Raw genomic sequence first — 22,435 nt, forward strand, 5'->3', positions numbered from 1 at the left:
TCAAGCAAGATTTAACTGACCCAGCAGTCAACCCCCTATAAAAGGGCAAAGACCTAGGAAAAAGGCGCTTTTACATCTTTTCCATGAAAGAGATTGACTGATCAGAATTTCATTTGATACACATATGATCACAGCAACACATGACTGCGCCCCCTAATAAGAACTCACAGCACGAGGACACGCCGATGGTCACGCCATTACTGCTCCAGGCTGAACACGTCGCCAAGGCTTACGCCGGGATTCCTGCCCTGCGTGACGGGCGCCTCTCTCTGCGAGCCGGCAGCGTGCACGCTTTGTGCGGCGGCAATGGGGCAGGCAAATCGACTTTCCTGAGCATCCTGATGGGCATCACCCAGCGTGATGCCGGCAGCATCTTGCTCAACGGCTCGCCAGTGCACTTTCATCGGCCCAGTGAAGCCCTGGCGGCGGGGGTCGCGATGATCACCCAGGAACTGGAACCGATTCCCTACATGACCGTCGCCGAAAACATCTGGCTGGGCCGTGAACCGCGCCGCGCCGGCTGTATTGTCGACAACAAGGCATTGAATCGGCGCACTCGCGAGCTGCTCGAGAGCCTGGAGTTCGACGTGGACGCCACCAGCCCCATGCACCGCCTGAGCGTGGCGCAGATCCAACTGGTGGAGATTGCCAAAGCATTCAGCCATGACTGCCAAGTGATGATCATGGACGAGCCCACCTCCGCCATTGGCGAGCGCGAAGCACAAACCCTATTCAAAGCCATCCGTCGCCTCACGGCCCGTGGCGCCGGCATTGTCTACGTGTCCCATCGCCTCAGCGAACTGGCGCACATTGCCGACGACTACAGCATCTTTCGCGACGGCGCCTTCGTTGAAACCGGGCGCATGGCCGATATTGACCGTGCGCATCTGGTGCGCGGCATCGTTGGCCAGGAACTCACTCGCATCGACCATAAGGTCGGCCGCGAGTGCGCCGCCGAGTGCTGCCTGGATGTCGACAGCCTGAGCCGCACCGGAGAGTTCCAGGACATCAGCCTGCAACTGCGCCAGGGCGAAATTCTCGGCATCTATGGGCTGATGGGTTCAGGTCGCAGCGAGTTCCTCAACTGCATTTACGGCCTGACCACCCCCGACTCCGGCAGCGTCACCCTGCAAGGCAAACCCATGCCCGTAGGCCTGCCCAAGGCGACCATCCGCGCCGGCATGTCCCTGGTCACCGAAGACCGTAAAGACAGCGGCCTGGTGCTCAGCTCCAGCATCCTCTCCAACATCGCGCTGTCGGCCTACAAACAGCTGTCGAATTGGTCACTGATCAATGCGCGCAAGGAAAACCAACTGGCCCAGGACATGGTCAAGCGCCTGCAGATCAAGACCACCTCCCTGGAACTGCCAGTGGAGTCCATGAGCGGCGGCAACCAACAGAAAGTGGTGCTTGCCAAATGCCTGTCGACCCAGCCGATCTGCCTGCTCTGCGATGAGCCGACCCGAGGCATTGATGAAGGCGCCAAGCAGGAGATCTATCACCTGCTGGACCAGTTCGTGCGCGCCGGCGGCGCAGCCATCGTGGTGTCGTCGGAAGCCCCCGAGCTGCTGCATCTGAGCGATCGCATCGCTGTATTCAAGGGCGGACGACTGGTCACCATCAGCACTGACACCGCCCTTTCCCAGGAAGCCTTGTTGAGTCTTGCCTCATGAATGCCAAAACACTTTCTACACCCGCCGCCACCCCCGTAACAGCTGCGCCCCGCAGCCGCCTGCGTCTTTCCCTCGACCGTTTCGGCCTGCCGCTGGTGTTTATCCTGCTGTGCGTGGTGATGGCCTTTGCCAGCGAATACTTCATGACCTGGCGCAACTGGATGGACATCCTGCGCCAGACTTCCATCAACGGCATCCTGGCCGTGGGCATGACCTACGTGATCTTGACCAAGGGCATCGACCTGTCGGTGGGATCGATCCTGGCCTTTGCCGGGTTGTGCAGCGCGTTGGTGGCCACCCAAGGCTACGGCCTGCTGGCGGCGGTCAGCGCCGGGATGTTTGCCGGAGCCATGCTCGGGGTGGTCAACGGGTTCATGGTCGCCAACCTGTCGATACCGCCCTTTGTTGCCACTCTCGGCATGCTCAGCGTCGCCCGGGGCATGACCTTCATCCTCAACGACGGCAGCCCGGTCACCGACCTGCCCCCGGCCTACCTGGCCCTGGGTATCGGCAAGCTCGGGCCGATTGGCGTGCCGATCATCATCTTCGCCGTGGTCGCGCTGATTTTCTGGATGGTGCTGCGCTACACCACCTATGGCCGCTATGTGTATGCGGTAGGCGGCAACGAGAAGAGCGCACGCACCTCGGGGATCGGCGTGCGCAAGGTGATGTTTTCGGTGTACGTGGTGTCTGGGATGCTCGCCGGATTGGCCGGCGTGGTGTTGTCGGCACGCACCACCTCTGCCCTGCCCCAGGCCGGTATGTCTTACGAACTGGACGCTATCGCCGCCGTGGTGATTGGCGGCACCAGCCTCTCCGGTGGTACCGGCAGTATTGTCGGCACGTTGTTCGGCGCCCTGCTGATCGGGGTGATCAACAACGGCCTGAACCTGCTCGGCGTGTCCTCCTATTACCAGCAGGTCGCCAAGGGCCTGATCATCGTGCTCGCAGTACTGATTGACGTGTGGCGCAAGAAAAAACGCTAGTCCCTTTTTCTCGAAAATGAACGACTGACTACAACAATAACGGAGTTCTCATCATGAAATTCGGTACGACTTTAGCCGCCGTCGCGGCGCTCTCCCTGCTCGCCAGCAGCATCACCCTCGCCGCCGAGGGCAAGACCTACAAGATCGGCGCCGCCGTCTACGGTCTCAAGGGCCAGTTCATGCAGAACTGGGTCCGCGAGCTGAAGGAACACCCGGCGGTCAAGGACGGCACCGTGAAGTTGACCGTATTCGACGGCAACTACGATGCACTGACCCAGAACAACCAGATCGAAAACATGGTCACCCAACACTACGACGCCATCCTCTTTGTGCCGATCGACACCAAGGCCGGCGTTGGCACCGTGAAGCAGGCTATGGCCAACGATGTGGTCGTCATTGCATCCAACGCCAAGGTGGCCGACGCCGAGGTGCCTTATGTAGGTAACGACGACGTGGAAGGCGGCCGGCTCCAGGCCCAGGCCATGGTCGACAAGATCAAGGGCCGCGGCAATGTGGTGATCATCCAGGGCCCGATCGGTCAGTCGGCACAGATCGACCGCGAAAAAGGTGAGATGGAAGTGCTCGACAAGCACCCTGACATCAAAATCATCGAGAAGAAGACCGCCAACTGGGACCGCGCCCAGGCACTGACCTTGACGGAAGACTGGCTGAACGCCCACCCCAAAGGCATCAACGGAGTCATTGCACAGAACGACGATATGGCCCTCGGTGCTGTGCAGGCGTTGAAGTCCCATGGGCTGTCCTCCAAGGATGTTCCCGTCACCTCCATCGATGGCATGCCGGATGCGATCCAGGCGGCAAAAAAAGATGAAGTCACCACTTTCCTGCAAGACGCCCAGGCCCAATCCCAAGGCGCCCTCGACGTAGCCCTGCGTGCATTGGCCGGCAAGGATTACAAACCGCAGTCAGTGATCTGGGAGCGTTACGCCAAGGACGTGAAATGGGGCGACGGTACCGACAAGAACTACATCCTGCCATGGGTGCCCGTGACCAATGCCAATGCGGATGCGCTGTATCAGCAAGTCAGTGGCACCAAGTAGTACACAGTCAAAATGTGGCAGCGCCGGTGCGACGGCGGTTGTAGCCGCTGCCGAGGCACGAGGCTGCGATGCGTGTCCGCAGGACCGCCCCTGGGGCCGCTGCGCAGCCCATCGCAGCCTCGTGCCTCGGCAGCGGCTACAAATGCCTTCGCGAGCAAGCCCGCTCCCACCATTTGATCTCCACCGCGTTCAACATTGGAGTCACTCACATGTCTGGATTCTGGAATCAGGCCTTCGACCTCACCGGCCGTTGCGCCGTGATCACCGGCGGGGCCGCCGGAATCGGCCTGGCCTGTGCCAGCCTGCTGGTGGAACGCGGGGCACGGGTCGCCCTGCTCGACCGTGACCCGGCCGTGGTCGATGTCGCTGCCAGCCTCGGCGCCGGCAACATCGGCATTGCACTGGACCTGCGCCAACTCGATCAGGTTCAGAGCACTGTCGACTACGTCTTCGATCACTTCAAACGCCTGGACTATCTGGTCAACAGTGCCGGCGTCGCCCGGCTGGACAAGGCTTTGGATGTGACCGAAAACGCCTGGGACACTACCCTCGACATCAACCTCAAGGCCAGTTTTTTCGTGGCCCAGGCTTGTGCACGGCACATGCTTGCCCAAGGCGCTGGACGCATCATCAACCTCGCCTCCCAGGCGGCGGTGATCGGCCTGGACCGCCACGTAGCCTATTGCGCAAGCAAGGCGGCCATCGTCGGCATGACCAAGGTCCTGGCCATGGAATGGGCACCTCAGATCAACGTCAACGCCATCTCCCCCACTATCGTTGAAACCGCCCTGGGCAAGAAAGCCTGGGCTGGCGAGTTGGGTGAACGGGCCAAATTGCAGATCCCGGCGGGCCGCTTTGCCCAGCCGGAAGAAATCGCCGGGCTGGCGTTGTACCTGCTCAGCGATGCCGCAAAGATGATCACCGGAGAAAACGTGGTGATCGACGGCGGCTACAGCATTCAGTAATTCATCTTTTGTCGTGAGGTTTATCGTCATGTCTACCGTTACCGAACGCACGCCCGAACAACTTTCTCCCGTTATTCCCAAGACCATGCAGGCCGTGGTCTGCCATGGCCCGGAAGACTATCGCCTGGAAACCGTCGACGTGCCGACGCCCGGCCCCGACGAGATCCTCACCAAGGTCGAGCTGTGTGGTATCTGCATGGGCGATATCAAGACCTATCGCGGCGCGCCATCGTTCTGGGGCGATGCCGAGCAACCACGCTACGTCAAGCCTCCGATGATTCCCGGTCATGAGTTTGTCTGCCGCGTGGTCGCGCTCGGTCCGGGCGCCGAAAAACGCGGGGTAAAGGTCGGTGACCGAGTGATTTCCGAACAGATCGTGCCGTGCTGGGGCTGCCGTTTCTGCAACCACGGCCAGTACTGGATGTGCCAGAAACACGACCTCTACGGTTTCCAGAATAACGTCCAGGGCGCCATGGCCCAGTACATGATCTTTACCAAGGAAGGCATCGTCCACCAAGTGCCGGACTCCATCGCCCCGGACGAGGCGATCCTGATCGAGCCGCTGGCCTGCTCGTTGCACGCTGCCGAACGGGCAAATGTCGATTTCGATGACATCGTCGTGGTCGCCGGCGCCGGCACCCTGGGCCTTGGAATCATCGGCGCGGTGCGCATGCGCAACCCGAAAAAACTCATCGTCCTCGACATGAAACCCGAGCGCGCCGCCCTGGCCCTGCGCATGGGTGCCGACGAAGTGTGGAACCCGGCCGAGGTCGATGTGCTGGCGAAGATCCGCGAGATCACCGACGGCTACGGTTGCGACATCTATATCGAAGCCACCGGGCATCACAAGGCGGTCAATCAGGGCCTGGCAATGCTGCGCAAGCTGGGGCGCTTTGTCGAATTCAGCGTGTTCAACGATGAAGCCACGGTAGATTGGTCGATCATCGGCGACCGCAAGGAGCTGGATGTGCTGGGCTCGCACCTGGGGCCCTACATGTACCCGCGAGCCATCGACTTTATCGGCAAGCGCAAGATCGACATGCGCGACGTGGTGACCCACAAGTTTGCATTGGCGGATTTCAAGGAGGCCTTTGCCGTGATGGAACGTGGGGACAAGTCGCTCAAGGTGGTCCTCGAACCCTGATTTGTTCAATACCACACTAAAAACAAGAACACAGGAAACCGCGTTATGAATCGAGTCATCAATGATCCAGACCACGTCGTCGAGGATATGCTGCGCGGCATTCTGGTCGCCCATCCAGAGCTGTGCCAGAGCGACACCAATCCACGGGTCATCAGCAAAGCCAAGCCTTCCAGCCAGGGCCAGGTGGGCATCGTCACCGGTGGTGGCTCGGGCCACGAACCGGCCTTCCTCGGCTATGTCGGCCCAGGTCTGGTGGACGCCGTGGCCGTCGGCGAGATCTTCTCCTCGCCCACCGCCAAAAGTTTCTTCGATGCCTTTCGTGCCACCGACCACGGTGCCGGCGTGGCCTGCCTGTACGGCAACTACGCCGGCGACAACATGAACGTGAAGCTGGCAATGAAAATGGCCGCCAGCAAGAACATGCAGGTTCGCACCGTGGTCGCCAACGACGACGTAGCCTCCGCGCCCAAGGCCGATATCGCCAAGCGTCGTGGAGTGGCCGGGGAAATCTTCATGTGGAAAGTCGGCGGTGCGGCCGCTGCACAACACTATGACCTGGATGGGGTAATTCGCGTCGCCCAGAAAGCCGTCGACCACTGCCGCTCCATCGGCATCGGCCTTACGCCCTGCACCATTGCGGCGGTGGGCAAGCCGAACTTCCAGATCCCCGACGGGCAGATGGAGCTGGGCATCGGCCACCACGGTGAACCGGGCATCGAAGTGGTGCCTATCGAATCTGCGGCCGCCATGGCCGAGCGCATGCTGGCGCCGATCCTCGCTGATAGGGATTTCAGCCAGGACGACAGCGTGGTGGTGCTGGTGTCCGGCCTGGGCGCAACACCGGTGATGGAGCTGTATGTTTTCTACGCCGAAGTTGAAAGCCAGCTCAAGGCCAAGGGTTTGAAGATCCACCGCTGCTACGTCGGCAACTACTTCACGTCCCTGGAAATGATGGGCGTGACCCTGACCCTGTTGGGCCTGGATGCTGAACTGAAAACCCTGATCGACCAACCTTGCCGCTCCATCGGCATGACCCAGGCGGAATAAACCATGAACCAGCATTTCTCTTCCCACGAGGGCAGCGCCATCGTCGCTGACTTGGTAAGCGTGATTGTCGCCAACCGCGAATACCTTAGTGAAGTCGACGGCGCCATTGGCGACGGCGACCATGGCATCAACATGGCCAAGGGCTTCGCCCATTGCGGCCGCACCATTGAGGGCCGGCAACTGACCCTGGCCGAAGCGCTGGATGAGTTGACCCTGAGCTTGATGGAGGGCATCGGCGGCTCCATGGGGCCGTTGTATGGCAGCCTGTTTATTGGCATGGCCGACGAGGTGCGCAGCAGCGAGAATATTGATGCCGCGACCTTTGCCCACTTGCTTCGGGGCGGCCTCACGTCCTTGCAAGACATTACCGAGGCCGGCGTCGGCGACAAGTGCTTGATGGACACGCTGATCCCGGCGGTCGAAGCCTTTGAACGGGCCCATGGATCCGGTGCGTCGTTCAATGATGCCTTGGAGACGATGAAGCGTGCCGCCTCCCAAGGACGTGATTCGACCAAGGACCTGGTGGCAAAAATCGGTCGGGCCAGCCGACTGGGTGAGCGTTCACTGGGGGTGCTGGATGCGGGGGCGGTGTCGTGCTGCCTGATACTGACGCGGTTGGCAGATTCGGTGCAGCCTCGACTGGTGTGATGATCGTTCCCACGCAGCATGGGAACGATCATCACGTTCGGGTTACCAGAACCGTTGTTGGGTCAAGCGACTCCACCAGGCCAGCAGCACCCGGTCCACCGAGCCGCTGGCCGCCAGGCCGACCCGCTCTTGCAGGCTTTTGCGCTCGGCATAGTGCAGATGAAACAGCTCGGCAGTCTTGGCCTTGGAGGCTAGGTACTCATCGCTGGTTTGCAGTTCGTCCACCAGTTGCTTGTCGAGTGCCGCGACACCGAGCCAGACTTCGCCGGTGGCCACTTCATCAATGGCCAGTTGCGGACGATAGCGGGACACGAAGTTCTTGAACAACTGGTGGGTGATGTCCAGGTCTTCCTGGAACTTCTCCCGGCCCTTCTCTGTGTTCTCACCAAATACCGTCAGGGTGCGTTTGTACTCACCGGCCGTCAGCACTTCGAAGTCGATGTCGTGCTTTTTCAGCAGGCGGTTGACATTGGGCAACTGCGCCACCACGCCAATGGAACCCAGGATGGCGAACGGTGCGCTGATAATCTTCTCGCCGATGCACGCCATCATGTAACCGCCGCTGGCCGCCACCTTGTCGATGCACACGGTCAGCGGTACGCCTGCCTGGCGGATACGTGCCAGTTGCGAGGACGCCAGGCCGTAGCTGTGAACCATGCCGCCGCCGCTTTCCAGGCGCAGCACCACTTCATCCTTGGGGGTAGCCAGGCTCAGCAGCGCGGTAATTTCATGGCGCAGGCTTTCAGTGGCGGAGGCCTTGATGTCGCCGTCAAAATCCAGCACGAACACCCGCGGCTTGGCCTCGGGCTTTTTCTTGCTCTTCTTCCCGGATTTGCTTTCAGACTTGCGCAGGGCCTTGAGCTGATCCTTGTCCAGCAACGTCTGCTCCAGGCGCTCACGCAAACCTTTGTAGAAATCATTGAGCTTGCTGACCTGCAACTGCCCCGGCGACTTGCGACGACCCTTGCTGCGCAGCGCGGCAAAGCTGATCAAGACCACCAGAATGGCGACCACCAGGGTGACCGTTTTAGCCAGAAAACTTGCGTACTCAGCCAAAAACTCCATAAGACTCCTTCACATGCGGTGCGCCAGGCGCGGATTACCCAAGCATACCGACGCGGCTGCGGTGGGGCCAGTGATCAAACCGCCAGCAGATGCGCTCTTCAGGAACGAGGCTCCAAGGAGCTTTTAAAACAAGCGTATGTTTTTTCATTGACAGCTTCCCGGCATCCTCATAACCTCGCCAGACTTTCAACGTACCGGGTGAACGGACGTGGGCAGCATCTATTTGATTCGACATGGCCAGGCCTCCTTCGGTGCAGACGACTATGACGTACTGTCGCCTATCGGCGTGCAGCAGGCGCAAGTCCTTGGCAGCCACCTGGCAGAACTGGGCCTGACCTTCGACCGTTGCGTATCGGGTAGCCTGCGTCGCCAGCAGCACACCGCCAGCGCTGCCTTCGAATCATTCAGCGCCCGGGGGCTGCCGGTTCCCCGCCTGGAAACCGACAGTGCCTTCAACGAATTCGACGCCGACGCAATCATCCGCGCCCTGCTCCCAGACCTGCTCGACAGCGAACCCGAAGCCCTGGACATCCTGCGCAATGCCCCGCAGAACCGCAGCGAATTCCAGCGCATTTTCGCCTTGATCATCGAACGCTGGCTCAGCGGCACCTATGACCCACCGGGCCTGGAAAGCTGGCTGGGGTTTGTCGAGCGGGTCCAGGGCGGCTTGCAACGCCTCCTTGAGGCGGCTGACAACTCCCACAAGATCGCCGTATTTACCTCCGGCGGTACTATTACCGCCCTGCTCCACTTGATTACCCGGATGCCTGCCGCCCAGGCCTTCGAACTGAACTGGCAAATTGTCAACACCTCGCTCAACCAACTGAAATTCCGTGGTCGCGAGGTGGCACTGGCTTCCTTCAACAGTCATACCCACTTGCAACTGCTGAAGGCGCCGCAGCTCATCACCTTCCGGTGAACTGCGGCCAACCGTGACCCCAAGGTCACTGGACTCAACCCTAAAGGATCGAACCATGACTGACGTAGCTAAAGCTGTAGAAGCAATGAAAGCCAAATTCAACCCAGCCGCCGCCGAAGGCCTGGACCTGGTGTTCGGTTTCCGTATCGACGACACCCAAAACTTCTCCCTGGTGGTCAAGGACAAGACCTGCGAACTGCTCGAAGGTGAAAACCCGAACGCCCAAGTGACCCTGGTCATGGACGCTGAAACCATGAAAGGCATCGTCAGCGGCGAAACCGACGGGATGCAGGCCTTCATGGGCGGCAAATTGCGCACCGAAGGCGACATGATGCTGGCTATGAAGCTGAGCGAGCTGTTCCCGGCCTGATCCAGGCCCCCTGGATAGACCAATCCCGTCTTTCAGACGGGATTTTTGTTTCAGGCCTTGGGCTGCAGCAACAAGGCCACCAATGCACTCCACCCCGTCTGGTGCGAAGCCCCCAACCCACGCCCGGTTTCCCCATGAAAATACTCATGGAACAACACCAGGTCGCGACTGGCCGGGTCCGCCTCCAACTGCGGATAACCGGCCATCGACGGCCGCCGACCATCTTCATCCCGTAAGAACAGCCGGGTCAGGCGTTGGCTGAGGCTGTCGGCCACGTCCTCCAATGAAGACAGGTAACCACTGCCGGTGGGGTATTCCACCGAAAAATTGTCAGCGTAGTAACGGTGAAATTCGCGCAACGACTCGATCAACATGTAGTTGACCGGCATCCACAACGGCCCGCGCCAATTGGAGTTGCCGCCGTACAAGCGTGAGTCGGATTCCGCCGGGGTATAGCGGGCGCACAAGGTGTCACCATTCATCTTCAGCGCCAGGGGCTGCTCGGCAAAGGCCTTGGACAGCGAGCGCACGCCGAAAATGGAAAGGAACTCCGCGTCATCAAGCATGCGTTTGAGCAAATCCTTGGTGCGCTCACCGCGCAACAGTGCCAGCAGCAGGCGATTGCCCTGGCCCGGTTCGTTCCAGCGCGACACCAGTTTCGCCAGGTCCGGCCGGTGTTTCATAAAACCCACCAAGCGTTCACGCAGGCCTTCCAAGCCTTCATGCTCATGCTGCTCCAGCACCAACACCGCAAACAACGGCATCAGGCCGACGATGGAGCGCAGGCGCACAGGTTCGCTCTGGCCGTCGGGACGGTGCAGCACGTCGTAGAAAAACCGGTCCTGCTCATCCCACAAGCCTTCGGCGCTGTCATCCACTCGGTTGATGGCCCCGGCGATGTACAGGAAGTGCTCGAAAAACTTCACCGCGATATCGACGTACACCACATTGCGCTTGGCCAGTTCCAGGGCCATGCGCATCAGGTCCAACGCATAGGCGGCAACCCAGGCAGTGCCGTCGGCCTGGTCCAGTTGATAACCCGGCGGTAAGGTGGCCGAACGGTCGAACAAGGCAATGTTGTCCAGCCCCAGGAACCCGCCCTGAAACAGATTGCGGCCCTCGGCGTCTTTGCGGTTGACCCACCAGGAAAAATTCAGCAGCAGCTTGTGGAAGATCCGTTCGAGGAAATCCATATCCCCCACGCCGGTCAGCGCCTTGTCCTGTTGGTACACCCGCCAGCTGGCCCAGGCGTGTACCGGCGGGTTGGCGTCATCGAAGCGCCACTCGTAAGCCGGTAACTGCCCATTGGGGTGCATAAATCGATCCTTGACCAGCAACAGCAACTGTTGCTTGGCAAAACCCGGGTCGATCAGGGCAAACGCCACCGCCTGGAAGCCTTGGTCCCAGGAGGCATACCACGGGTATTCCCAGGTATCGGGCATGGAGAGGATGTCGAAATTGGACAGGTGCCGCCAATGGGTATTGCGAATATGCCGGCGTTCGGGCGGCGGTGTGGGTTGGGCCGGATCACCGTCGAGCCACTGGTTCACATCGAAGTAGTACAACTGCTTGGACCAGAGCAACCCAGCCAAAGCCTGGCGCTGCACATTGCGTGCGTCTTCATCAATGATGCCGTGTTGCAGGGCCGCGTAGAAATCGTCGGCCTCCTGGCGGCGCTGTTCGAACAGTGTGTGGGCATTGACGTGCGCGGCCTCTGCCGGGGCAAACCGCAGGTACAGGATTTTGCTTTCCAGGCCGGCCAATTCAAGGATGAAACGCGCCGCGACCTTGGTCCCCGCGTCCCGGCGAATTGCCGTCTCCACACCGTCCACGACATAGTCGTTGATCCCATCCTTGAACGGCCCCGGCGCCGGTGTGGCATCGAGCCTGGGGAAGTTGCTTTCGTTCTCGCAGAACAGCCACTCCCTGCCGTCCTGGCCCCAGGCGCAGAGGTGCCGGTCCGCCAGCTCATGATGACGGGCTACGACGTGCTCGCCGTCCAGCCGCACTTCGGGCTTGGGCGAGTCGACTGCCCAGCTCCAGTCATTGCGCGCCCAAAGCTGGGGCAATACCTGTAAACGGGTCGGTTGATCCGAACGATTGTGTACGCTCACCCGCATAAACAGATCATCGGGCTGGTGCTTGGCGTATTCGACGCTGACGTCGCAGTAGCGGTTGTCTTCAAAGACCCCCGTGTCGAGGATTTCGTATTCGGCATCCTCCAGGCCGCGACGGGCGTTCTCGGTGATCAGGTCGTCGTAGGGAAACGCCCCGTGGGGGTATTTGTAGAGCATGCGCATATAGGCGTGGCTGGGAACGCCGTCGAGGAAAAAGTACAATTCCTTGACGTCTTCGCCGTGGTTGCCTTCGGCGTTGTTCAGGCCGAACAGGCGTTCCTTGAGGATTCGGTCACGCTCATTCCACAGCGCCAGGCCCAGGCACCAGCGTTGAGCCTTGTCGGAAAAACCCGCCAGACCATCCTCCCCCCAGCGGTAGGCGCGGCTGCGGGCGTGCTCGTGAGGGAAGTAGCGCCAGGCATCACCGTCGGCGCTATAGTCCTCGCGCACCGTGCCCCATTGCCGCTCGCTGAGGTAAGGCCCCCATTGCCGCCAGCGCTCGCCATCATCGGCGGCCAGGCGCTGGCCTTCAATCGTTTGCAGAATGTTCGTCGCAGGCTTGGCCGTCATCGAGTCTTCCGTCACATACCGAGGTGGAGGCCAGTGTAGAGCCCATCGCCGGTGAGATGCACATGAAGACGTAGAGGTTCCACTCATTCATTTGCAGAATGAAGTCCCGAGGAATCTTCGTTTGCAAGCCAGTGACGCGCCCAACAAAATCGTGGAAACAGCCTCGCCCATCTAACTGCTGCCAGGAATTTTTCTATGTCGACCGCCCACCACGTCAGCCCCGACGAGATCCGCAAAGGCTTCTCCAAAGCCATGTCCGACATGTACCGCGATGAAGTGCCGCTGTATGGCGCATTGCTGGAGCTGGTGGCCGAGACCAATGCCCGGGTGTTGGAAAGCGACAGCGCGCTGGCGCAACAGCTGCAACGCACCGGGGAGATCCAGCGCCTGGACATGGAACGCCACGGTGCCATCCGCCTGGGCACCGCCGAGGAACTGGCAACCATCTGCCGCCTGTTTGCGGTGATGGGTATGCAGCCGGTGGGCTACTACGACCTGACTCCAGCCGGAGTACCCGTGCATTCAACAGCCTTTCGCGCGGTACATGAAAGCGCGCTGCAGGCCAGCCCGTTCAGGGTCTTCACCTCGTTGCTGCGCCTGGAGCTGATCGAAAACCCCGAACTGCGCGGATTTGCCCTGGCCGCCCTGGCCAAGCGTTCGATCTTCACCCCACGCGCCCTGGCACTGATCGAACAATCGGAAAAAGACGGCGGCCTCGGCGCCGCCGACACCGAAGAGTTCATTCAACAAGCACTGGAAACCTTCCGCTGGCACCACACCGCCACCGTCAGCGCCACACAATACCAACAGCTGAGCGACCAGCACCGGCTGATCGCCGACGTGGTGGCCTTCAAGGGCCCACACATCAATCACTTGACCCCCCGCACCCTGGACATCGACCAGGTGCAAGCCGCCATGCCCGGCAAAGGCATCACCCCCAAAGCCGTGATCGAAGGCCCGCCCCGGCGCCACTGCCCGATCCTGCTGCGCCAGACCAGCTTCAAGGCCCTGGACGAAGCCATCGCCTTTACCGATGCCAAAGGTAGCCACAGCGCACGCTTCGGTGAAATCGAACAACGCGGCGTGGCGCTGACCCCAAAAGGCCGGGCCTTGTATGACGAACTACTGAATGCAGCGCGAGATGAACTGGGTACGCTCCCCACCCAAGCCAATGCCGGGCGCTACACCGAACTGATGGCGCTGCATTTCCAGGCCTTCCCGGACGATCATCAGCAGATGCGCCAGCAGGCGCTGGCGTATTTCCGCTATTTCGTCACCGACAAGGGGCTGGCGGCGCGCGGTCAGGCCAATCAACCCAGCACGCTGGACGCGTTGATCGAAGCCGGCCACGTGGATGTAGAGCCATTGGTCTATGAAGACTTTCTACCGGTGAGCGCGGCGGGGATTTTCCAGTCGAACCTGGGGGATGCGGCGCAAAGTCACTACGCGGCGAACTCCAATCAGGTGGAGTTTGAAAAAGCCTTGGGGCGCCAGACGATTGATGAGTTGCAGCTATACGGGCAGACCCAGCAGCGCTCGATCATGGTGTGCGCTTCGGCATTGGACTTGCCGACACTGACGTGAAGTAAAAAGTTCGCCCGACACCATAGCGCAGTCCTTGCGCCGTAAATGAGCCCCTGGGTCGGGCGAACGATTGGCATGATAGGCAGCAGGGACGATGCTGTCTTTCGGAAAATTCTGAACAAATCTTCTTCCTAGTGCGCTTTCTCCAACTGCTGAACAACCTTGTCTTTGATCGACAGGCGCTTCTTCTTCAGCCTCTCCAACTCGTCATCGCCGCCGCCCGAGGACTCAAGCTCCAGCACATCCTTGTCGGCGCTGTCATATTGATGCAGCAGCGAATCCAGGTAGTTGTCGCCAGCCCTGCGTTTTTGAATATCTTCCCTGGTGAAAGTCAGGTCCTGATACAGGTCATGTTTCACTGGCATGGAGCACCTCCGTAAATGGGTCGATGGCTGACATCCATGAACCTAGCCTATCCAAGGACCTCTTGTCATGTTTGAGGCCAAGCCTGTCGCGTTTGTGTCCCCACTCGTCGCTGGGAGTGCGATGGGATAAAACCTTTGCCGCCCCCTGCCCTCCACTGTAGATCGCCACCCGAGGAGGACAGGTTCCATGAATCAAGCTGCCAACGCTGTCGACACCCTGTGCATCAACACTATTCGCACCCTGGCCATGGACGCCGTACAGAAGGCCAACTCCGGGCACCCCGGCACGCCCATGGGCCTGGCGCCGGTGGGTTACACCCTATGGCAGCGCTTTTTGCGTTACCACCCCGAACACCCTGATTGGCCCAACCGCGACCGTTTCGTCTTGTCCGTGGGCCACGCCTCGATGCTGCTCTATTCATTGCTGCACCTGGCCGGGGTGGTGGAAATCGATGAGCACGGCAAACGCTGCGGCAACCCGGCCATCAGCCTCGAGGACATCAAGCAGTTCCGGCAGATGGGTTCCAAGACCCCGGGCCACCCGGAATACCGCATGACCACCGGGGTGGAAACTACCACTGGACCCCTGGGCCAGGGTTGTGCCAACAGCGTCGGCATGGCCATGGCCGAGCGCTGGCTGGCCCGGCGTTTCAATCGGGACGCTCAGGTGCTGTTCGACTACGACGTCTACACCCTGTGCGGCGACGGCGACATGATGGAAGGCATCAGCAGCGAGGCTGCGTCACTGGCCGGGCACCTGAAGCTGGCGAACCTGTGCTGGATCTACGACAACAACACCATCAGCATCGAAGGCCACACCGAACTGGCCTTCAGCGAAGACGTGCTCAAACGCTTCCAGGCCTACGGCTGGCACACGTTGCATGTGACCGACGCCAATGATCTCCAGGCCCTGAGCGACGCCCTGCAAGCCTTCAAGGCCAACACCGGGGCACCGACGCTGATCGTGGTCGACAGCGTAATCGGCTACGGCTCGCCGCATAAACACAACACTGCCGCCGCCCATGGCGAGCCCTTGGGCGAGGACGAAATCCGCCTGACCAAGGCGGCCTATGGTTGGCCCGAGGATTCCAGTTTCCTGATACCGGACGAGGCCCGCACGGCGTTGCGCGATGGGCTGATGGCCCGTGCCAGGCCCTTATATGAGCAATGGGCCCAGGCGCTGTCCCAACTCGAGCAGGACGAACCAGGCCTGGCCGACGAGTGGCGGCGCATGCGCGCCGGGGAAATGCCCGGGCATTGGCAAGACCGCGTACCCACCTTTGCCAGTGATGCCAAGGGCGTGGCCAGCCGGGCTTCGGGCGGCGAAGTATTGAACGCTTTCGCCCAGCAGATCCCCTGGTTGCTGGGTGGCTCAGCGGATTTATCCCCTTCCACCAAGACCAACCTGACCTTCGAGGGGGCCGGGCGCTTCAGTGCTGATGACTACAGCGGGCGTAACCTGCACTTCGGTATCCGCGAGCACGCCATGGGCGCCATTGCCAACGGAATGGCGTTATCGTACCTGCGGCCGTACACCTCGACCTTCCTGGTATTCAGCGACTACATGAAACCGCCGATCCGCCTGGCGGCGATCATGGAGTTGCCGGTGGTGTTTGTGTTCACCCATGACTCCATTGGCGTTGGCGAAGATGGCCCAACCCACCAACCGATCGAACACCTGAGCCAACTGCGCGCCACGCCTGGGCTGCTGACCCTGCGCCCAGGCGATGCCAATGAAACCCTGGAAGCCTGGAAGATCGCCCTGGCCCAGACTCATCGTCCCAGCTGCATGGTGCTCTCGCGGCAGAACCTGCCAACCCTTGACCGCACGAAATATGCCGCGGCGTCCGGTGCCCGCCGGGGTGCCTATGTGTTGGCCGGGGCCGAGAACCCCGAAATAATCCTGATGGCCACCGGCAGCGAGGTCAGCCTGGCGGTGGAGGCTTATGAACAGTTGAAAACCGACGGCGTGGCGGCCCGGGTGGTATCGATGCCGAGCTGGGAGCTGTTTGAAGAGCAGGACCGGGCCTACCGCGACAGTGTATTGCCGCCCGCCGTGAAAGCTCGGGTGGTGGTGGAACAGGCCGGCCCCCTCGGCTGGGACCGTTATGTCGGGCAGACCGGGGCCAAGGTGGTGATGAACAGCTTCGGTGCCTCGGCACCGCTGGCCAAGTTGCAGACCAAGTTCGGGTTTACCCTGGAGAATGTGGTGAAGCTGGCCAAAGAGCAGATCCAACACCATCACCCAGGCTAACACCACCCGCGGGGAGGTGACGCTTGCACTCCAGCTTCGGCAGGCCGCCGTTTACAGGTAAACTCCTGGTTTTTCACCGCCCCTTTTCGCTCATGGCGGCCACCCACACTGAGCTTTATTTGCTACGGAGTTCGCCTTGCGTCTGTTCCACACCTCCGACTGGCACCTGGGCCAAAACCTCCACGGCCAGGAACGCGACTTCGAACACACCTGCTTTCTCGGCTGGCTGTTAGGCCAACTGACCACACATCGCCCTGACGTGCTGCTGATTGCCGGTGATATCTTCGACACCGTCAATCCGCCGCTCAAGGCCCAGGAACGCCTGTACGACTTCATCATCAGCGCCCACGAACAAAACCCCGAACTGACCATCGTCATGATTGCCGGCAACCACGACTCCGGTTCACGCATCGAACTGCCCGCGCCGCTGATGCGCCGCCTGCGCACCCATGCCCTGGGCCGGGTACTGTGGCTGGATGATGGCCAACTGGACGTCGAGCGCCTGCTGATCCCGTTGCCCGACAAGACCGACACCGTCGTCGGCTGGTGCCTGGCCCTGCCTTTCCTGCGCCCGGCGGAAGTCACCGGCGCGCAATTGGGGGACGATTATCTGCGCGGCATCGGCCAGGTCCACGAATGGCTGATTGCCGCGGCCAACGCCAAGCGCCAACCAGGCCAGGCGCTGATCGCCATCAGCCACGCCCACATGGCCGGAGGCTCGGTGTCGGAAGACTCCGAGCGCAGCCTGATCATCGGCAATGCCGAAGCACTGCCGGCCAGCCTGTTCGATGCCAGTGTCAGCTATGTGGCCCTCGGCCATTTGCACAAGCCGCAACGGGTCAACGGCGAGGAGCGCATTCGTTACAGCGGCTCGCCGATTCCGTTGTCGTTTTCCGAAATCGGCTATCAGCACCAGATTCTCGATGTGCAGCTTGAGGGAGAAACCCTGGTCAGCGTCGAGCCTCGCCTGATTCCACGCGCCGTCAATCTGCAGCGCCTGGAAGCAGCGCCCCTGGCCGATATCCTCAAGCAACTGGCAGGCTTGCCCGATATCGACCTGCTGGCCGACACCCAACGCCAACCTTGGCTGGAAGTGCGCGTGCGCCTCGACGAGCCCCAGCCGGACCTGCGCCAGCAAGTGGAAAACGCCTTGCAAGGCAAGGCTGTGCGCCTGGTGCGCATCGCCGCCGAATACGCAGGCCCAGGCCATCACGAAGACAACCAGGCAGATCGGTTGATCGAACTCGACCAGCTCACACCCCAGGAATTGTTCAGTCGCGCCTGGCAGGAAAGCTACGGCAATGAAGTGGATGAACAGACCTTGAAGGATTTCGCCGTGCTGCTCCAGGAAGTGCAACAGGAAGGTGAGCAGCCATGAAAATCCTCGCCATTCGCCTGAAAAACCTCGCCTCCCTGGCCGGGCCGTTTGAAATCGACTTCAGCGCCGAACCCCTGGCCAGTGCCGGGTTGTTTGCCATCACCGGACCGACCGGCGCGGGTAAAAGTACCTTACTGGATGCACTGTGCCTGGCACTGTTTGGTGCCGTGCCACGCCTGGGGGACACCGGCCAGGCGAAGATGCCCGATGCCGACACTGACATTTCCATCGGTGATCCACGTACCCTGATTCGCCGTGGCACCGGCGGCGGTTATGCCGAAGTGGATTTTGTCGGCGTCAGCGGCCATCGCTATCGCGCTCGCTGGGAAGCCAATCGCGCCCGGGACAAGGCCAGCGGCAAGCTGCAAAACAGCCGGCAAAGCCTGATCGACCTGGACAGCGACCAACTGCTGGCCAGCCAGAAAACCGAATACAAGGCCCAGTTGGAGTTGGCCCTGGGCTTGAATTTCGAGCAGTTCACTCGGGCAGTGTTGCTGGCGCAAAGTGAGTTCAGCGCGTTCCTCAAGGCCAACGACAACGAGCGCAGCGAATTACTGGAAAAACTCACCGATACCGCGCTCTACACCCAATTGGGGCGCCGCGCGTTCGACAAGGCCAAGGAGGCCAGGGACGCTCACAAACTGCTGCAAGACCAGGCCACCGGCATCACGCCATTGCCTGGTGAAGCCCGCGCCGAACTGGATCAACAACTGAGCGAGGCCCAGCAGCAACTCAAGGCCCAACAAACCCAGCTCAAACAACTTGAACACCAACACACCTGGCTCAAAGAGTTGCGTGAATGGCAGGAGCGCCAGCACAGTGCGCTCGAACAGCTGCAGCAGGCCCGGCAGGCGTGGGAAAGCCAGGGCCCGCAGCGGCTGGACTTAAGCCGACTGGAACAACTGGCGCCGCAGCGTCATCACTTCTCGCGCCAAACCGAACTGACGAGCCAACTGGCGCCCTTGGCCGCCCAGATCCGCCAGCACCTGGAACAACAAACCTCCCTGCACACCCGCCAGGAACAATTGCAGCAACATCAAGCCCATGCGCAACAGACCTTGGCTGAAGCCCTCAAACAGCAAGCCGATGCCGTGCCATTGCTGCGCCAGGCCTTCGAGGAACACAGTACCCTCGCCCGCCTGACCCGCGATCTTGGCCAAAGCACCGAGCAAAAGCAGCAGGCTGAAACCGCCTGTACAGAAGGCCAGGCCGTCCTGAGTAGCTTGCAGGATCGGCAACAACAACTCGCTGCCCACTTGCAGCAATTGGCCGCGCAACTGGAACACAGCGCCGCCCTCGCCCCCTTGAGCGACGCCTGGACTTATCAGCGCGAACGCCTGCAACAACTGATGCTGATCGGCAATCGCCTGAACAAAGGCCAGGCCGAACTGCCGCACCTGGAGCTGCGGGCCAGCGCCGCCAGCGAGCAATGGGCCCAGCAACGCAACGCCCTGGACTTGCTGTATCAGGAGGCTGGCGCCGAGCCACACGCGGTGGCGGAACAGATCCAACTGCTGGACAGTCTGTTGAAGGACAATCGCAAACAGCAACGGGCCTTTGAAGACTTGGCACGGCAGTGGGAAACCTGTCAAAAACTGGAGACCCGCGCCAATGACCTCAATGCCAAGCAGTTGGCGGCCAAGCAACAGCGCGAAGCGTTCAACCGCGTAGGCGTCCAGGCCAAGGCGGATCTTGCCGTAGCCGAGCAAACGCTTTCGGTCATCCAGCAACTGTTGGAGCGCCAGCGCCTGGCACGTGACATCAACGTCCAGACATTGCGCGAACAATTGGAGCCCGATCAACCCTGCCCTGTCTGTGGCAGCATCGATCATCCGTATCATTCCTCCGCTGCCTTGCTCGGCAGTCTTGAACGCCATGACGAAGAGGAAGTGACCAACGCCCGCAAAGCCGTTGATGCACTCAAAGAAAAAATCGACGGCCTGCGTACAGAACTCGCAGAGCTGATCGCCCAGCAAAAAGAGCGGTTACGCCAACAACAGGATGTCGCGGCAGAACAACAAGCCCTGGCCCCTGGCCTCGAGGCTCATCCTTTGTCAGGATTGCTGTTCAATCAGGATGCCGCCAAGCGCAGCGCCTGGCTGGCCCAGCAACTGAACCAGTTGAACCAAAACATCACCCAGGACGAACAACGCCAGGGCGCCCTGCTCAACCTGCAACAAAACGCCGGCCGGATGCAGCAACAACTGCAGGCCGCCCAGGATGCCAGCCAGCAGGCACGCCAACAGCTGGTGGACCAGCAGCGGGAACTGGCAGGCGATCGCGAGCGCTTGGAAGAAGAACTCAACGCTTTCGCCAGCCTGTTGCCGAGCGAGACATTGCAGGGTTTGCGCACGGAGCCGGCGGCGACGTTCATGCAGCTTGATCAACTGATCAGCCAGCGCCTGGAACACCTGGAGCATCAGCGTGAAGAACTCGCCGAGCAGCAACAGCGCCAGCAGGCGATCGAAAAGGAACAGGACCGCCAGCAACATCGCCAACAACAACTGGAGGTGTTGCACCAACAATTTTCCAACCTGAGCGCCCAACAACAGGCTGCACAGGAAAAACTCGCCGGGCTACTGGGAGAACACACCAGTGCCGAGCAGTGGCAGCAGCAATTGGACCATGCGGTCGAACAGGCCCGCAGCACTGAGGTGCTGGCCAACCAGCAGTTGCAAGGCACTCGCAATGAACTGATCCAACTGGCAGCCGATCTCAAGTCCCGGCATGAGCGCCAACAAGCCCTGGAAACCGAACAGCAGGCACTCAACCGCCACCTCGGCGAATGGCGCGCCTTGCATCCGGAGCTGGACGACGATGGCCTGGCGCGCCTGCTGGCGATAGACGAAGCGCAAGTCGGACAACTACGCCAACAGCTGCAGCAGGGCGAGAAGGTCGTCGAACAAGCCAAGGTCCTGCTGCAAGAACGCGAACAACGCCTCAAGGACCACCAAGCCCTGCACAACGGCAACCTCGACGCCGGACAATTGGACAGTGCGCTGGGCGAACTCAACGGTCTGTTGGCAAACGGTGAAAAACACTGCGCCGAATTACGCGCCCGACAAGCCGAAGACCAGCGCCGCCAGGATGCCAACCTGGCCCTGGCGCTCACGACCGCCAAGGCCTATGAAGAGTGGCAACGCTGGGCGCGACTCAATGCGCTGATTGGCTCGGCCACCGGCGACACCTTCCGCAAGATCGCCCAGGCCTACAACCTCGACCTGCTGGTGCACCACGCCAACGTACAACTGCGCCAACTGGTGCGCCGCTACCGCCTCAAACGCGGCGGCAGCATGCTCGGTTTGCTGGTACGGGACACGGAAATGGGTGACGAGCTGCGTTCGGTGCATTCGCTGTCAGGCGGTGAAACGTTCCTCGTGTCCCTGGCCCTGGCGCTGGGGTTGGCGTCGATGGCATCCAGCACGTTGAAGATTGAATCGCTGTTTATCGACGAAGGCTTCGGCAGCCTCGACCCCGAGTCCCTGCAACTGGCAATGGACGCCCTGGACGGTCTACAAGCCCAGGGCCGCAAGGTGGCGGTCATTTCCCATGTGCAGGAAATGCACGAGCGAATTCCGGTGCAGATCCAGGTCAAGCGCCTGGGCAATGGCCTGAGCACCCTGGAGGTCAAGTGAGCGAGGTGGTGTTGTATTCGTTTCGCCGCTGCCCGTACGCCATGCGCGCACGCATGGCGTTGCGGTATTCGGGGGTGGCGGTGCAGATCCTCGAGGTCAGCCTCAGGGCCAAACCGCTGGACATGCTGGCGTTGTCGCCCAAGGGCACCGTGCCGGTGTTGAATGTGAACGGCCAGGTGATCGACGAAAGCCTGGCGATCATGCATTGGGCCCTGGCACAAAATGATCCCGAGGATTGGTTACTCAAGGATGAGCCCGCGACACAGTCGCTGATGGCTCAATTGATTGAAGAGAATGATCAGGCATTCAAGGTGCACTTGAATCGCTACAAGTACGCCGAACGCTATCCGGAACAACCAATGGAACACTATCGGACCGAGGGCGAGGTGTTTTTGCAGAAGTTGGAGCTGTTGTTGGCTGAGCACGAGTATCTGCTGGCAGACCATCCAAGCCTGGCGGATGTGGCTCTGGCGCCGTTTGTGCGGCAGTTTGCCCATGTGGACCGGGAGTGGTTCGCAGGGGTGCCCTACCAGCGGTTGCAGGTCTGGCTGCAGCGGTTTCTGGAGTCAGACCTGTTTATCGGCGTAATGGCAAAGACCTGAGGATCAGCTGTAGCCGCTGGCGCAGCCTGCGATCGGCTGCGCAGCAGTCGTT

General features: G+C 60.8%; 17 protein-coding genes. 14 read left to right on the plus strand and 3 right to left on the minus strand.

The features are described 5' to 3' along the window. Positions 1-185 precede the first annotated feature (185 nt). The 7 genes from GIR22_RS02795 (at position 186) to dhaL (ending at position 7,524) form a co-directional block, all read left to right on the plus strand. Positions 186-1,673, plus strand: coding sequence for a sugar ABC transporter ATP-binding protein (locus tag GIR22_RS02795; protein WP_154741808.1), 1,488 nt, complete (start codon positions 186-188; stop codon positions 1,671-1,673). Continuing rightward, positions 1,670-2,659: an ABC transporter permease gene (locus GIR22_RS02800; protein ID WP_154741809.1), complete on the plus strand. Its 990-nt coding sequence runs from the start codon at positions 1,670-1,672 to the stop codon at positions 2,657-2,659. The genes GIR22_RS02795 and GIR22_RS02800 overlap by 4 nt, the downstream gene beginning before the upstream one ends. Positions 2,660-2,712: 53 nt before the next feature. Then, on the plus strand, positions 2,713-3,720 hold the full coding sequence (locus GIR22_RS02805; RefSeq protein ID WP_154741810.1) for a substrate-binding domain-containing protein: 1,008 nt from the start codon (positions 2,713-2,715) through the stop codon (positions 3,718-3,720). A gap of 209 nt (positions 3,721-3,929) precedes the next feature. Further along, positions 3,930-4,685 (plus strand): SDR family oxidoreductase, encoded by a 756-nt coding sequence (locus GIR22_RS02810; RefSeq protein WP_154741811.1) that lies wholly within the window; start codon positions 3,930-3,932, stop codon positions 4,683-4,685. A gap of 28 nt (positions 4,686-4,713) precedes the next feature. Continuing rightward, positions 4,714-5,829, plus strand: coding sequence for an MDR/zinc-dependent alcohol dehydrogenase-like family protein (locus GIR22_RS02815; RefSeq protein WP_154741812.1), 1,116 nt, complete (start codon positions 4,714-4,716; stop codon positions 5,827-5,829). Between the two features lie 45 nt (positions 5,830-5,874). Next, a complete protein-coding gene (locus GIR22_RS02820; RefSeq protein WP_154741813.1) occupies positions 5,875-6,876 on the plus strand; it encodes a dihydroxyacetone kinase subunit DhaK in 1,002 nt (333 codons plus the stop codon). A 3-nt stretch (positions 6,877-6,879) separates the two neighbouring features. Continuing rightward, positions 6,880-7,524 (plus strand): dihydroxyacetone kinase subunit DhaL, encoded by a 645-nt coding sequence (gene dhaL, locus GIR22_RS02825; RefSeq protein WP_154741814.1) that lies wholly within the window; start codon positions 6,880-6,882, stop codon positions 7,522-7,524. 42 nt (positions 7,525-7,566) lie between these two features. Here the strand turns inward: dhaL and sohB are convergent, their stop codons facing one another. Then, positions 7,567-8,589, minus strand: coding sequence for a protease SohB (gene sohB / locus GIR22_RS02830; RefSeq protein WP_154741815.1), 1,023 nt, complete (start codon positions 8,587-8,589; stop codon positions 7,567-7,569). Positions 8,590-8,797: 208 nt separating this feature from the next. Between sohB and GIR22_RS02835 the strand changes: the two genes are divergently transcribed. Continuing rightward, entirely contained in the window at positions 8,798-9,508 is a 711-nt protein-coding gene (locus GIR22_RS02835; RefSeq protein WP_178122051.1) for a histidine phosphatase family protein, read from the plus strand. Between the two features lie 55 nt (positions 9,509-9,563). Further along, positions 9,564-9,878 (plus strand): SCP2 sterol-binding domain-containing protein, encoded by a 315-nt coding sequence (locus GIR22_RS02840; protein WP_154741816.1) that lies wholly within the window; start codon positions 9,564-9,566, stop codon positions 9,876-9,878. 50 nt (positions 9,879-9,928) lie between these two features. Here GIR22_RS02840 and GIR22_RS02845 read toward each other — a convergent pair whose 3' ends face one another. Beyond that, positions 9,929-12,565 carry an MGH1-like glycoside hydrolase domain-containing protein gene (locus GIR22_RS02845; RefSeq protein ID WP_154741817.1) on the minus strand — a complete coding sequence of 879 codons (2,637 nt, stop codon included), beginning with the start codon at positions 12,563-12,565 and terminating at the stop codon, positions 9,929-9,931. A gap of 195 nt (positions 12,566-12,760) precedes the next feature. Between GIR22_RS02845 and hglS the strand changes: the two genes are divergently transcribed. Next, on the plus strand, positions 12,761-14,149 hold the full coding sequence (hglS, locus tag GIR22_RS02850) for a 2-oxoadipate dioxygenase/decarboxylase HglS (protein ID WP_154741818.1): 1,389 nt from the start codon (positions 12,761-12,763) through the stop codon (positions 14,147-14,149). Between the two features lie 131 nt (positions 14,150-14,280). On the opposite strand, the gene GIR22_RS02855 is transcribed toward hglS, so the two are convergent. Then, entirely contained in the window at positions 14,281-14,514 is a 234-nt protein-coding gene (locus GIR22_RS02855; protein WP_154741819.1) for an HP1242/YdcH family protein, read from the minus strand. Positions 14,515-14,701: 187 nt separating this feature from the next. On the opposite strand from GIR22_RS02855, the gene tkt reads away from it, so the two are divergent. From tkt to GIR22_RS02875, 4 genes are all read left to right on the plus strand, one after another. Next, positions 14,702-16,768 carry a transketolase gene (tkt, locus tag GIR22_RS02860; protein ID WP_154741820.1) on the plus strand — a complete coding sequence of 689 codons (2,067 nt, stop codon included), beginning with the start codon at positions 14,702-14,704 and terminating at the stop codon, positions 16,766-16,768. Between the two features lie 136 nt (positions 16,769-16,904). Further along, a complete protein-coding gene (locus GIR22_RS02865) occupies positions 16,905-18,146 on the plus strand; it encodes an exonuclease SbcCD subunit D C-terminal domain-containing protein (RefSeq protein WP_154741821.1) in 1,242 nt (413 codons plus the stop codon). Continuing rightward, complete coding sequence (locus GIR22_RS02870; RefSeq protein WP_154741822.1) at positions 18,143-21,781, plus strand: AAA family ATPase; 3,639 nt, start codon at positions 18,143-18,145, stop codon at positions 21,779-21,781. Before GIR22_RS02865 ends, GIR22_RS02870 begins: the two co-directional genes overlap by 4 nt. Beyond that, complete coding sequence (locus tag GIR22_RS02875) at positions 21,778-22,383, plus strand: glutathione S-transferase N-terminal domain-containing protein (RefSeq protein WP_178122052.1); 606 nt, start codon at positions 21,778-21,780, stop codon at positions 22,381-22,383. The genes GIR22_RS02870 and GIR22_RS02875 overlap by 4 nt, the downstream gene beginning before the upstream one ends. The last annotated feature ends 52 nt before the right edge of the window (positions 22,384-22,435 follow it).

This window comes from Pseudomonas karstica (assembly GCF_009707515.1).
Taxonomy (GTDB): domain Bacteria; phylum Pseudomonadota; class Gammaproteobacteria; order Pseudomonadales; family Pseudomonadaceae; genus Aquipseudomonas; species Aquipseudomonas karstica.